The following is a 13,480-nucleotide window of genomic DNA, read 5'->3' as shown; positions in this document are numbered from 1 at the left end:
ATTATAGTAGAGTTATAAAAAAATATAATGAAACTTGATTTAAATCAATTATAATCACGTCATGAGTGTTATACAAGAATTGAAGCAAAGACTGTCTCAAGGCAGCGTCATTGTTGACGCTGAACAGTGCTCTCCCTACGAATGCGACGGGCTTTCCGCCTATCGTCAAAAGCCGTTGGCAGTGGTTTTGCCGGCCAATGTCGACGAGGTCAAAGCCGCACTGCGTATCTGTAAGGCGCACCGTGTGCCGGTGATCACCCGCGGTTCCGGCACCGGGCTGGCGGGCGGTTCTTTGCCGTTGGAAAACGGCATCGTGCTTGGACTTTCCAAACTCAATAAAATTCTGCATATCGACCCTTTGTCCCGCACCGCCGTGTTGCAGCCCGGCGTGCGCAATATTCAGGTCAGTCAGGCGGTGGAGCAATACGGCCTTTATTACGCGCCGGACCCTTCATCGCAGGTGGCCTGTTCGATCGGCGGTAACGTTGCCGAAAACTCGGGCGGCGTGCACTGTTTGAAATACGGGCTGACCGTTCACAACGTTCTTTCGATTACCGTTATTAATATGGACGGCGAAACCCTTATCTTTGACGAGAAGGACGATGGTCTTGACCTGCTTGCCCTGTTAAACGGTTCCGAAGGCTTGTTGGGCGTGATTGTCGAGGTCAAGGTGAAGCTTTTGCCCAAGCCGGATACCGCCCAGCTGGTCATGGCGGGGTTCGATTCGGTCAGCGCCTGCGCCGATGCGGTCACCAGCGTGCTGGAGCAGGGGATTCTGCCGGCCGGTCTGGAGATGATGGACAAGTTCTCGATTATGGCGGCCGAAGCCTATGCCAAAGTGGGCTACCCGTTGGAGGCTGAGGCGCTGTTGCTGTGCGAAGTGGACGGCAGTTACGATCAGGTCAAGGTCGACACCCAGCGCATTGCCGAGATTCTGAAAAACAGCGGCGCGACCTCCATTACCGTGTCGCAAAACGAGGCGCAGCGCATCTCTTTGTGGCAGGGCCGCAAAAACGCCTTCCCGGCGGTCGGTCGTTATTCGCCGGACTATTATTGTATGGATGGCACGATTCCGCGCCGCAAGCTTGCCTATGTGCTTGAAGAGATTGAGAAGCTGTCACAAAAATACGGTTTGAAAGTCGCCAATGTGTTTCATGCCGGCGACGGCAACCTGCATCCGCTGATTCTGTATGATGCGAACAAGCCCGGTGAGCTGGAAGAGACCGAGAAATTCGGTGCTGAAATATTGAAGCTCTGTTTGGATGTGGGCGGCACCATTACCGGCGAGCATGGCGTGGGTGTCGAAAAGCTCGATTCCATGTGCCATCAATTCACCACGCCGGAGTTGGAGATTTTTCATGCGATCAAGGCGGTGTTTGACGACACCGGCCTGATGAATCCGGGCAAGGCGGTGCCCACGCTGCACCGTTGCGCCGAAGTCGGACAGATGCATGTACATAACAACCAGTTGCCATTTCCGGAATTGGAGCGCTTTTAATGAATCATAGCTGCAGTCATACGCATTATGATGCGTTTACCCAACAGGTGAGCGAGCAGATCAAACAGGCCGTGGCCGAACAGCGCACCTTGCAGATTTCGGGGAATCAAAGCAAGGTGCCGTTGAACGGTGATGAGCAGATTGATCTGGCGGCGCACAGCGGCGTCATCGCTTACGAACCGTCCGAGTTGGTGATTACGGTCAAGGCCGGCACTAAACTCACCGAACTCAAAGAGGTGTTGGCGGAACGCAATCAGATGTTGGGTTTCGAGCCGCCCGATTACGGCGATTCGACCATCGGCGGCACCTATGCCTGTGCGCTGACCGGGCCGTCGCGTCCGTTTCGCGGCGTGTTGCGCGATTTTGTACTCGGCACCAAAATGGTGGACGGCCGTGGCCAGCCGCTGACATTCGGCGGGCAGATGATCAAAAACGTGGCCGGTTATGACGTGTCGCGCATGATGGCGGGTTCCAAAGGCTCGATGGCGGTGATTACCGAGTTGAGCCTGAAGGTGATTCCGCTGGTTGAAGAGCACACCTATTACAAAGAGATGCACGAGGATGAGGCGATTATCCTCATGAACCAGATGGCGGGCACGACCTTGCCGCTGTCGGGCTGCGCCTATTATGAAGGGCGTTTCTATTACCGTGTCTATGGCGAGCACCCGCATCAGGATGCCACGCCGTGCGATAACAGTGTCTGGCTGACGTTGAATCCGTTCAAACCCAAGCTGGCGCCAGGCCAAAAGTTGTGGCGCGTGGATACCGAAGGCCCGGCGCCGTCGATTCCAAACACCTTGGCCGTGGGGATGTGCGGCCAGCGCCGCTGGGTGGTGAGTGATGAACCGCCGGCGCCGTATTCGACCCAATGGCAGAGTTATTTCGCGCCGCGACATAACGACACCCAAGAGGTCGCTAAAATCAAAAAAGGGTTGAAACAGGTGTTTGATCCGCATAATGTGTTTAAGAATTTATAAATGTCAAACAGCTAAAAGTGAAGCGGCTTGATAGTGGTACTGCACGGTTTTCGGGGAGCCGCGCAGTGCGGCTAAAAGCCAATGCCTTTGTGAAGGAGCGGCTTGCCGCTGATAGGTGATATGCAAACTCATATTCCAGTTGATTTACTCAATACCCCCGAGGGCCAAACCGCCGACAAGATTCTGCGCTCTTGCGTACATTGCGGTTTTTGCCTGTCAGCCTGCCCCACCTACGGCATTTTGGGAGACGAACTCGACTCTCCGCGCGGCCGCATTTACCTGATTAAAAACGCCTTGGAAGGCAATGAAGTCAGCGCCAATTCTCTGGTGCATCTGGACCGCTGCCTGACCTGCCGCTCCTGCGAAACCACCTGTCCTTCCGGAGTGGAGTACGGGCATTTGCTGGATATCGGTCGCGATTTTATCGAGAAAAAAAGTCCGCGCCCCTTGGCACAACGCGTTTTGCGCTGGTCGCTGCGTAAACTGATGCGCAACCCCGGCCTGTTCAATTTCCTGACCACGCTGTGGCCGTTTGCCAAACATTCGGCGGTGAATCTCAAGCTGAAACAGTTGGTTGATGCGGCGGCCAAGCAGTCGTATCCCAAGCAGGTATTGCTGGTAAGCGGCTGTGTACAGCCGGCGTTGGCGCCCAATATCAATCTGGCAACGCGCCTGGTGTTGCAGAAGTTGAATATCGGTGTGATCGAAACGCCGCAGTCGCAATGCTGCGGGGCGCTTGAGCATCACCTGTCCGCCAGCGAAGAGGCGTTGAAGCAGGTCAGACGCAATATTGATGCGTGGTGCAGTGAACTGGATCACGGTGTGGAGGCGATTATCTCCAACGCCAGCGGCTGCGGGGTCATGATTAAGGATTATGCGCATCTGTTGAAGGACGATGCGGCCTATGCCGAAAAGGCCCAGCGCGTCGTGGCGCATACCATGGATATTTCGGAATACCTGCTGAAACAGGATCTGACGCCTTTCAAACACCACCAGAACCGCAAAATCGTTTTCCAGTCGCCCTGTACCTTGCAGCACGGTCAAAAGCTGCCGGGGCAGGTGGAGCACGTGTTGATGTCGCTGGGTTATCAGGTCAGTCCGGTGAAAGACGCGCATCTGTGCTGCGGGTCGGCCGGCACCTATTCGATTTTCCAGAAAGCCATTTCCGAGCAGTTGCGCGACAACAAGCTGGCGAACTTGCTGGTCAGCGAGCCGCAGGTGATTGTGACGGCCAATATCGGTTGTTTGATGCATTTGCAGAAAGGCACGGAAACGCCGGTGAAACACTGGGTTGAGTTACTGGTGGAGCAGCCTTGAATTTTAGTTACGTTGGTTGTCTTGCTTGAGAGGCGGCCTGTTGAGTAGTTTTTAAACCCATTCTCGGCGACGGGGAGCTGAGCGAGATAGAGGATGATTTATGTCGGACATTGAAATTGCACAAAACGCCAAAATGCGGCCGATTATCGAATTGGCGGCCGAGAAGTTTGCGATTCCCGCCGAACATCTGGACCCTTATGGCCATTACAAAGCCAAGCTTTCCCTGGAGTATGTGGACAGCCTGACCCATCAAAAGGAAGAGGGTAAGCTGATTCTGGTCACGGCCATCAGCCCGACGCCTGCCGGCGAAGGCAAGACCACCACCACGGTCGGTTTGGGCGATGCGCTGAACCGTTTGGGCAAAGACACCATCATCTGTCTGCGCGAACCTTCGCTGGGCCCGTGTTTTGGTATGAAAGGCGGCGCGGCCGGCGGCGGTTATTCGCAAGTGGTGCCGATGGAAGACATCAACCTGCACTTTACCGGCGACTTCCATGCGATCGGCGTGGCGCATAATCTGTTGGCGGCACTGATCGACAACCACATCCACCAAGGCAATGCGTTGGACATTGACCCGCGCCGCATCAAGTGGAAACGGGTGGTGGATATGAACGACCGCGCGTTGCGCCAGATCACCGTCGGTCAGGGCGGGGTGGCCAACGGCTATCTGCGTGAAGACGGCTTTGACATCGTCGTGGCCTCCGAGGTCATGGCGATTTTGTGTCTGGCGACCAACCGTGCGGACTTGAAAGAGCGTCTGGGACGCATTGTCATCGGTTACAAAACCGACGGCAAAACGCCGGTTTACGCGAGTGATCTGAAAGCGCACGGCGCCATGGCGGCGTTGCTGAAGGATGCGATCAAGCCGAATATCGTGCAGACGCTGGAAAACAATCTGGCGATTGTGCATGGCGGTCCTTTTGCCAATATCGCGCACGGCTGTAACTCGGTCACGGCGACTAAAACGGCGTTGAAGCTCGCCGATTATGCGGTCACCGAAGCCGGATTCGGCGCCGATCTGGGGGCGGAGAAATTCCTGAATATCAAATGCCGTTCGGCCAAGTTGAAGCCGTCTGCGGTGGTGCTGGTCGCCACGGTGCGCGCCTTGAAATATCACGGCGGGGTGGAGCGAGACCATTTGAACCAGGAGAATCTGGCGGCGTTGGAGGTCGGTTTTGCCAACTTGGAACGCCATATCCATAACGTGACGGTGAATTACGGTTTGCCGGTGGTGGTGTGTATCAACCACTTCACCTATGACTCGGATGATGAAACCGCTTTGCTGACCCAGAAGTGCGAGGAGTTGGGTGTGAAGTGTGTGGTGTCCAAACACTGGGCGGAAGGCGGCGCCGGCGCGGAAGAGCTGGCCAAGGCGGTTCTGGAAATCGCCGATTCGCGCGAGCCCGGTTTTGAATACCTGTATGACGATGCGCTGCCGCTATGGAACAAGATCGAAACCATCGCAACACGCTTGTACGGTGCTAAAGAGATTACCGCCAGCGCCAAAGTGCGCGGTGAAATCGCGCGTTTGCAGGAAAAGTACGGCACGCTTCCGATCTGTATGGCGAAGACGCAGATGTCGTTCTCGACCGATCCGACGGCCAAGGGGGCTCCGAGCGGGCATATCGTTGAAATCAGCGAGGTCAAGCTGGAGAACGGCGCGGGCTTTATTGTGGCGATTGCCGGCAATATGATGACCATGCCCGGCCTGCCGAAAATTCCGACCGCCGAGAAGATCGATATTTCGGATGAAGGCGTTATTACCGGTCTTTTCTGATTTTTTGCACCGGCGTCCTTTTAAAGAAAACCTCCCATCGGGAGGTTTTTTATTGCCATCATGCGCCTCAAGCACATTGGGCGATGCGCAGCCTGAAGATTTCAATTCTGTGGATTTTGGTAATCTTTAGTTAACAAATGGCATTTGGCTTGCTAATCTACTGCAATTGAGGCATTTTCTGCCGGTTTTTATCGAGAGTTTAGGATATTTTCATGCGCAATAATCAGCCTGTGACTCAGAAAGAGTACGTGCTTCCAGAAGATTACCTTCTTGTTTCCCACACCGATTTGCACGGTAATATCACCTATGCCAACGAGGCATTTGTCGAGGCGAGCGGATACAACTATGAGGAACTGATGGGGCAGCCGCATAATCTGTTGCGCCATCCGGATGTTCCGGAACAGGTGTTTGCCGATTTTTGGTCGACGATCCAGCAGGGGCGTCCGTGGCGTCAGATTGTTAAAAACCGCCGCAAGAATGGCGACCATTACTGGGTTGAGGCCAACGCCACCCCGATTTTGGAAAAGGGGAAAATCGTCGGTTACATGAGTGTGCGCACCCCCGCCCAGCGTGAGCAGATCAAGGCGGCAGAAGCGGCTTATGCTGCGGTGGCCGCCAAAAAAATCAAACTGCGTTACGGCGAAGCGGATAGCCTGTGGGGGCGTCTCAATATTTTTGCCCATTGGTCGCCGTTGGTCACCTTGATCCCGGCCGTTGTCTTTGCGCTGATGACGGAAATCTATGCATGGCTTTACGGTTATCGGCCGGGCGTTTTGAATGACGTGGTGATTTTTCTGGTGGGGTTGTCAACCGTGCATATTGTTTATTTCCTGCGTCGTATTGAGGATGCGATCAAGGCGGTGGACGAGATTGCCGAGGGCAATCTTGCCGGTTATGTCAAAACACACGGTGCCAACGCTTCGGGAGCGATAAACCGTCGCATTAAAACCTTGCAGATTCGTTTGGGCGCCCAAATGAACGATGTGCTGACACAAGGGCGGCGTTCCGCACGTTTGGAAGCGGGGCTGGATAATCTGAATGCCAACATGATGCTGGCCGACCAGACGGGAACCATTGTCTATTTCAATCAGTCGCTCAAAACCTACTTGCGTCAATTGGAACCGCAGATTCAACAAGAGATTCCCGATTTTGTGCTCGATAAGCTTTATGGGAAGCCGCTGGGGTGTCTGTTCGAGAAGAATATGCATATTCTTGAGGCGGTGTATCACTTGACGCGTTCCGAGATATTCAAATTCGAGTTCTTTGGCGCGCAGCTGCAGCTGCAGATTACGCCGATTACTGACGCCCGCAGCGGCAACAAGCTGGGTGTGGTGATTGAGTGGCAGGATATCTTTCAGGAACTTTTTGTTCAGGAGAATATCAAGAAGCTGGTGCAGGATGCCAAGCAGGGCCGTTTGCACTCGCGTGTCGACACTTCGCAGTTGTCGGGTTTCTATCGCGAATTGACCGACGAGATCAACGGTTTGATCGACAATCTGCAGCAGACTCTTAAGGATATTTCGATTCTGATCGGCGGACTGTCCACCAAGGATCTGACCCTGAAGGCGAAGGGAACCCATTTTGGGCAGTATGGATGGACGCTGAAAAACCTGGCCGAAGGCATTCATGCTTTGCGCGAGTCTTTTTGTCGCGTGAACAATCAGGCTGAAGAGGTCAACCGCTCGGCACAGCATGTGTCGGAAAGTAACGAAGAGTTATCCACCTCGATTAAAAACCAGGCCAGGGAGTTGCAAAATACCGCCCAGGCGATGCGCCAGTTGACCCAGAAAGTGAATGAAACCGCCGAGCAGGCGCGCAATTCGAACCAGCTGGCACTGCAAACACGCAGCGGTGTGGAGCAGGGTAATCAGACGATGCAGGAGGCCATTCAGGCGATGAGCGAGATCGGTGAGGTCAGCAGTCAGATCACCAGTATCGTCACCCTGATTGATAGCATCGCCTTTCAGACCAATCTGCTGGCGTTGAATGCCGCGGTTGAAGCGGCGCGTGCCGGCGAGCACGGCCGCGGTTTTGCGGTCGTTGCCGGCGAAGTTCGCACGCTGGCACAAAAATCGGCCGATGCGGCGCGCGAAATCAAGGCGTTGATTGACATGACCTCCGATAAGATCGCACAGGGTACCGAGAAGGTGCAGGCCACCGGCGAATCCCTGACGGAGATTATCGACCAGGTGCGCTTGATGAGCGAAAATATTTCGATGATTTCCGACAATGCGCAGGCGCAGTCGCAGCAGATTAACGAAGTGAACCGTTCCATTATTTCGTTGGATGATGCAGCCAATAGCAATGCCACCTTGGTGATGGAAAATGCTTCCCTGGCGGAATATTTAGGGGATGTGGCCAATAGTCTGGACGAACTGGTTGGCACCTACGATCTCGGCGATTGCGAGGTAGAGCAGGCGGCAATCGCCAAAGAGGAAGCGCAGGGCGCTCTGGTGCTGGTGGTGGATGACAATATTTCCAATCTCAAGGTCGCGACTCTGCTGTTGAAGAAACACGGCTTTGCCACCAAAACCGCGAGCAATGGCCGGGAAGCGGTTTCCCAATGCAAACGCTACCAGCCAAGTGTCATCCTGATGGATATTGAGATGCCATTGATGGATGGCTTGCAGGCCACGCGCGAGTTGCGTGCCAGCGGCTACAAACAGCCGATTATCGCCTATACCGGACATGGCGATGAGTTCATCGAGCAGACTCAGGCCGCCGGCATGAATGCGCTGCTGCACAAACCGCTGCAGCTGCAGGAGATGCTCGCACTGCTGAATGAGCTGAATTGCAAGCCTAACACCCGCAATAATGAAGTCATGAAATTACGTCGCGCCAAGCTGGTGGAGAGTTCGGCTGCCGCCAAGCAGTTCCAGCAGATGATCGATGCGCATCTGGGCTGGAAACGCAAGATCCGCAGTTTTATTGATGGTGCCGACATTGGCGTGACCTATGAGCGTGCCATCAATGACAAGGCTTGCGCCTTGGGCGAATGGTTGTTCCAGGGCGCGGGGCAGCAGATGATGAATCTGCCGTTGATGCAGCAACTGGTCAAAGACCACGCGCAGATGCATGCCACCATCAAAGTCGTCATGGATTCGTTTGCATTGGATGACTATGAAACCATGGAGCAGGCCGTTGTGCAGATAGATGAACTCAGTGAAAAGGTGGTGTCTTATTTGAACCAGCTGATCGATATGCAGGGTTGATTTGGGGCAAAGCGACGGGTGAGTGCGTTGGCTTACCCGGCCTGTTGAGTTTTAAAGCGCCGTTTTCAGGCGCTTTTTTATTATGGGGTTTGGGCTGGTTAAACTGCAATTCAGCCGTGACTAAGCTGTCTTTTGCGCTTCGGCGAGCATTTCGGCGGCGTGGTTCAGTGTCTGTTCGGTGACTTTCAGGCCGCCCATCATGCGTGCCAGTTCGGCGACGCGCTCGTTTTCGGATAGTTCGCTGACCCGGGTAAAGGTGTTGTCATCGACGGTCTGTTTTTCGATTTTCCAGTGCTGATGGCCATGCGAAGCGACCTGCGCCAAATGGGTGATGGAGAGAATCTGTTTGCGGCTGCCGAGCTGCTGCATTTTTTTGCCGACCACCTCGGCGATGCCGCCGCCGATGCCGACGTCGACCTCGTCGAAAATCAGCGTGGGCAGACTGGCGACCTCGGAGGTGGCGACCTGAATGGCCAAGCTGATGCGTGACAATTCCCCGCCGGAAGCGACCTTGGCGAGCGGCTGCAGCGGTTGCCCTTTGTTGGCGCTGACCATGAATTCAACCTTGTCGATGCCCAAAGCGCCGGCTTGTGCAGCGCCGAGCTGGATTTCAAAATGGCCGTTGGGCATGCCCAGATGCTGCATGCCGTCGGTGACAATGCGACTGAGTTTGCCGCCAGCCTGTTGCCTTGAGTCTTGCAAGGCCTTGGCGGCTTGCTGATAGGCCGACCCGGCCTGTTCAATTTGTTTTTGCAGATTTTCCAGCTCAATATCGGAGTGTTCCAGATTCGCCAGATCAGCCAGAATCTGCTGATGTTTGCTGACCAGTTGTTCCGGCTCCAGATGGTATTTTTTAGCCAGGGCAAAGAGGTTGTGCAGACGCTCATCGACCTGCGCCAGCAGTTGCGGATCGAGTTCGATGCGCTCGGCCAGGTGCTGGGTTTCGCTGGCGGCTTCCTGAATGTCGATCAGCGCGCTGTTGAGTTGGTCGATTACGCTTTGCAGCGCAGGACTGTATTCCACAATCTCTTCCAGTGCATGGATGGCGCGTTGCAGCTGATCGGTCGCACCTTGTTCACCCTCCAATGCGTAATAGCCGAGTTCACAGGCCTGTTTGATTTCGTTGGCGTGGGAGAGTTGGCTCTGTTCTTCCGAGAGGGTTTCGAACTCGCCTTCTTTGGGCTGAACTTCTTCGAATTCGCGTTTTTGGAAGTTCAACAGTTCGAGTTTGCTCTGAAAGTCGCTCTGTTCTGCCTGCAGCTGCGCCAGGCGGCGTTTGAGCTGTTGCCAGTGCTGGTAGTGTTCGCGCACCGCATTGAGCAGTTGGGGGTGCTGTGCATAGGCATCCAACAGGTGCAGCTGTTCCTGCGCGGACAGCAGAGACTGGTGTTCGTGCTGGCCGTGAATGTCAATCAGCAGATTGCCGAGTTCCTTCAGGCTGTTGGCCGGTGCCGGACGTCCGTTGATGTAGGCCTTGGAGCGCCCCTCAACGGTGACGGTGCGGCGCAATAGGCAAAGATCGTCGTCGTCCAGATCGTTTTCTTGCAACCAGTTTTGCACTTGCGGCAGGGCGCTGATGTCAAACTGGGCACTGACATCGGCGCGCGGCGTGTTAAAACGCACCAGTGCGCTGTCGGCGCGGTCGCCCAGCGCCAGTCCGAGGGCGTCGAGCAAAATGGATTTGCCGGCGCCGGTTTCACCGGTGAGTGTGGTGAAGCCGGATTTGAAGTTTAAGGTGAGGTTTTCAATCAGTGCCAGGTTTTGAATCGACAGTTCTTGCAGCATTTAGGTCTGAAATCCTTATAAATCCTTAAAAGGGAGGCCGATAGCGTTTAATAACGTTTAATAGCATTTATGAAGTTGTCATGGCGGTCAATCCACCGCCTCAAAGTTTGTCGCCCCAATGCAGTTTGGCGCGCAAAAGCTCAAAGTGATCGTGGCCTTTGGGATGTAGCATCTTAATATATTTGGGATTGCGGCGCACCAGGGTTTTGTTGACCGCCGAGATGGTGTGGGTGATCTGTCCGTCGCAGATGATTTGCGCGGTGCCGTGGCAGTCTTCGTGCGGACGCAGTTCGACTTCGCTTTCCCCGGAAATCACATAGGGGCGTGTGCTCATGGTGTGCGGGTTGATCGAAACCAGAGTGATGGCATCCAGGCTCGGATCGAGAATCGGCCCGCCGGCGGAGAGTGAATAGGCGGTCGAGCCGGTCGGGGTGGAAATGATCATGCCGTCGGAACGCTGGCTGTTCAAAAAGCGGCCGTCGACGAAGGTTTCGAATTCGATCATGCGCGGCGATTCGGTCTTGTGGATCACCACATCGTTGAATGCCTTGTGTTCAAACACGACCTCGTCGCCGTCATAGATGGTCACTTGCAGCAAATTGCGCTGTTCGGCATCGAATACCCCGGCGAGAATCTCATCCAGAGCCTTGAGCATATTATCCGGCGAAATATCGGTCAGAAAGCCCAGACGGCCGAGGTTGATGCCCAGAATCGGCACCTCGTCATCGACCACATAGCGGGCCACGTCCAGAAAGGTGCCGTCGCCGCCGACGACGATGGCCAGATCGATTTTTTGGGCCAGCTCGGCACGCGGCACTATCTGAATGTTGTAGACCGACGCCGGAAAGTTATGGCAGGAGGTGTCGTCCAAATAGACGTCGCGGGCACGCGAGTGCAGGAACTCAATGAGGGTTTCAATATTGTCCCAACACTGAATGCCGTCGTACTTGCCAAAAATGCCGATTTTTTGAAACATCACTGTCTTAACCTTGAAAAAGTCGCGGGAAAGTCTGCCCTGGGTCTTGAATAACCGTTTTTCGAACCTATAATTTAGCACTCTAGCAGCAAGAGTGCTGATATTTCTTGAGTGTCATTTTTGCGGGCTTCAGCCGACCCAGGGTGCCGGAATGTTAAACGACCGTTCACAACTTTTGTTTAAAAATTTAATGGGATTATACCTGAATGACGGTAAACCGGTAGGCTCAAGCACACTGGCGAAATTGCCGGATGTGGGGTTGAGTTCGGCGACGGTGCGTAACGTCCTGGCCGATCTGGAGGAATTGGGGTTGATCCAGTCACCGCATACCTCTGCCGGGCGGGTTCCGACCGAGCTGGGTTACCGCCTGTTTGTGGATTCGCTGATCAGTTATCAGCCGCTTTCCAAGCAGAGTTTGGATTCCATTCAGCAGCAACTCTCGCCGCGTTTGAATCAGGATGAATTGCTGGCCAATGTCTCCCGCGTGTTGTCGGGCGTGACCGGTATGACCAGTATGGTGCTGATGCCGCGCAAAGAGCGCGAAGTCTTGAAGCACATCGATTTCATTGCGCTCGGGGCGAACCGCGTGTTGGTGGTGCTGGTGTTCAATGATCAGGATATTCAGAACCGTATTATCGAATTGGAACAGCCGATTTCGGCCGCCGAGTTGCAGCAGACCGCGAACTTTTTGAACGAGCAGTTTGTCGGGCGCAATCTGGCCGAGGCCAAACATCTGCTGGTGGAGCGTATGCAGCGTCTGCGCCAGACATTGAACAGCATGATGCTGTCGGTCATCGAGGCGACCGATGAGGTGTTGAGCGACCAGCTTGCGCAGAAGCTGCCGTATTTGGTGTCGGGCAAAACCAATCTGCTGCACTATCAGGAGTTGGCCAGCAGTCAGCGCTTGCGTGCGCTGTTTGATGCTTTTGAGCAGCACTCCGAGATGTTGAAACTTTTGGACAAGAGTATGCAGGCCAAAGGCGTACAGATTTTTATCGGCAAGGAGTGCGGCAGTGAGATTTATCAGGACTGTAGTTTGGTGACCACTCCTTATGAGGTCGATGGCGAGGTGCTGGGGGTGTTGGGCGTTATCGGACCGAGCCGTATGCGTTACGATAAGGTGGTGCCGAAAGTGGATGTGACGGCAAAAATTTTAAGTTCGCTCTTGAAAAAATAGGGCGCTATCCCCAAACACCCCAATATTCGAGTTTGTATTTGTTAATGAATGGTGAGCCTTCGGACGTTCCGGGCAGCCCAAGTAATAGGAAAGTAACCGTGACAGAAAACAAAACGCAACAACAGGAAAACCAAGAGCAAGAGGCGATTCCAATGGTGGATGAGGCCGCTCAGGAAGAGACGCTGGAACAGGTTGAAGAGGCGGTTGCCGGTGATATCGAGGCATTGTTGAGCGAGGCGCGCGAAGAGGCCGCCAAGCACCGCGATATGGCCTTGCGTCTGCAGGCCGATATGGAAAATCTGCGTCGCCGTACCCGTCTGGATATTGAAGAAGCACGTAAATTCGCGTTGGAAAAGTTTGTGAATGCGTTGATTCCGGCGATGGACTCGATGGAGATGGGGCTGGATGCCGCCAGCAAGGAAGAGGCTTCTATCGACAGTATCCGCGAAGGGCTGGAGATGACGTTCAAACAGATGCTGGATATTTTGCAGAGTTTCAATGTGGAACGTGTCGATCCTAAGGGGGAGAAGTTCAATCCCCAGTTGCACGAAGCCATGACGATGGTGCCTTCTCCCGATCACGAATCGCAAACCGTGATGGATGTGTTCCAGAAAGGTTATACCTTGAATGAGCGTTTGGTGCGTCCTGCGCGTGTTATCGTAGCGCAATAACAAAAAAACGTAAAAAATGTGATGACACTCTTGAAACGGATTGAGGCGTCACTATTAAACGAACATCGTTAAATTTGAAGCATCAAACGG

The 13,480-nt window shown here is 54.2% G+C and carries 9 protein-coding genes; 7 read left to right on the top strand and 2 right to left on the bottom strand.

Going from position 1 to position 13,480, the window contains the following annotated elements:
- The first annotated feature begins 61 nt into the window (after positions 1-61).
- The 5 genes from HZ297_RS03855 (at position 62) to HZ297_RS03835 (ending at position 8,781) form a co-directional block, all read left to right on the top strand.
- Positions 62-1,498 (top strand): FAD-linked oxidase C-terminal domain-containing protein, encoded by a 1,437-nt coding sequence (locus HZ297_RS03855; protein WP_178861670.1) that lies wholly within the window; start codon positions 62-64, stop codon positions 1,496-1,498.
- Positions 1,498-2,475 carry an FAD-binding protein gene (locus HZ297_RS03850; RefSeq protein ID WP_178861669.1) on the top strand — a complete coding sequence of 326 codons (978 nt, stop codon included), beginning with the start codon at positions 1,498-1,500 and terminating at the stop codon, positions 2,473-2,475. Before HZ297_RS03855 ends, HZ297_RS03850 begins: the two co-directional genes overlap by 1 nt.
- Positions 2,476-2,577: 102 nt before the next feature.
- On the top strand, positions 2,578-3,792 hold the full coding sequence (gene glcF / locus HZ297_RS03845; RefSeq protein ID WP_246261614.1) for a glycolate oxidase subunit GlcF: 1,215 nt from the start codon (positions 2,578-2,580) through the stop codon (positions 3,790-3,792).
- Between the two features lie 100 nt (positions 3,793-3,892).
- On the top strand, positions 3,893-5,569 hold the full coding sequence (locus HZ297_RS03840) for a formate--tetrahydrofolate ligase (RefSeq protein WP_178861668.1): 1,677 nt from the start codon (positions 3,893-3,895) through the stop codon (positions 5,567-5,569).
- Between the two features lie 212 nt (positions 5,570-5,781).
- Positions 5,782-8,781, top strand: a complete 3,000-nt coding sequence (locus HZ297_RS03835) for a methyl-accepting chemotaxis protein (protein WP_178861667.1) — start codon at positions 5,782-5,784, stop codon at positions 8,779-8,781.
- A gap of 120 nt (positions 8,782-8,901) precedes the next feature.
- Here the strand turns inward: HZ297_RS03835 and recN are convergent, their stop codons facing one another.
- Positions 8,902-10,566 carry a DNA repair protein RecN gene (gene recN, locus HZ297_RS03830; protein WP_178861666.1) on the bottom strand — a complete coding sequence of 555 codons (1,665 nt, stop codon included), beginning with the start codon at positions 10,564-10,566 and terminating at the stop codon, positions 8,902-8,904.
- Between the two features lie 100 nt (positions 10,567-10,666).
- Positions 10,667-11,542: an NAD(+) kinase gene (locus HZ297_RS03825; protein ID WP_178861804.1), complete on the bottom strand. Its 876-nt coding sequence runs from the start codon at positions 11,540-11,542 to the stop codon at positions 10,667-10,669.
- A 151-nt stretch (positions 11,543-11,693) separates the two neighbouring features.
- On the opposite strand from HZ297_RS03825, the gene hrcA reads away from it, so the two are divergent.
- Together hrcA and grpE are read left to right on the top strand one after the other, a co-directional pair.
- Positions 11,694-12,719: a heat-inducible transcriptional repressor HrcA gene (hrcA, locus tag HZ297_RS03820; protein WP_178861665.1), complete on the top strand. Its 1,026-nt coding sequence runs from the start codon at positions 11,694-11,696 to the stop codon at positions 12,717-12,719.
- Positions 12,720-12,817: 98 nt separating this feature from the next.
- Complete coding sequence (grpE, locus tag HZ297_RS03815) at positions 12,818-13,390, top strand: nucleotide exchange factor GrpE (protein WP_343034760.1); 573 nt, start codon at positions 12,818-12,820, stop codon at positions 13,388-13,390.
- Positions 13,391-13,480 lie beyond the last annotated feature (90 nt).

The organism is Thiomicrorhabdus cannonii, assembly GCF_013391695.1.
In the GTDB taxonomy this organism is placed as follows: Bacteria; Pseudomonadota; Gammaproteobacteria; order Thiomicrospirales; family Thiomicrospiraceae; genus Thiomicrorhabdus; species Thiomicrorhabdus cannonii.
This window is presented reverse-complemented; position numbering and strand designations above follow the sequence as displayed.

Excerpts from the sequence above, each read along its gene's own strand:
- HZ297_RS03855 (WP_178861670.1), top strand. The coding sequence starts at position 62 with ATGAGTGTTATACAAGAATTGAAGCAAAGACTGTCTCAAGGCAGCGTC.
- HZ297_RS03850 (WP_178861669.1), top strand. The coding sequence starts at position 1,498 with ATGAATCATAGCTGCAGTCATACGCATTATGATGCGTTTACCCAACAG.
- HZ297_RS03840 (WP_178861668.1), top strand. The coding sequence starts at position 3,893 with ATGTCGGACATTGAAATTGCACAAAACGCCAAAATGCGGCCGATTATC.
- HZ297_RS03835 (WP_178861667.1), top strand. The coding sequence starts at position 5,782 with ATGCGCAATAATCAGCCTGTGACTCAGAAAGAGTACGTGCTTCCAGAA.
- recN (WP_178861666.1), bottom strand. The coding sequence starts at position 10,566 with ATGCTGCAAGAACTGTCGATTCAAAACCTGGCACTGATTGAAAACCTC.
- HZ297_RS03825 (WP_178861804.1), bottom strand. The coding sequence starts at position 11,542 with ATGTTTCAAAAAATCGGCATTTTTGGCAAGTACGACGGCATTCAGTGT.
- hrcA (WP_178861665.1), top strand. The coding sequence starts at position 11,694 with ATGTTAAACGACCGTTCACAACTTTTGTTTAAAAATTTAATGGGATTA.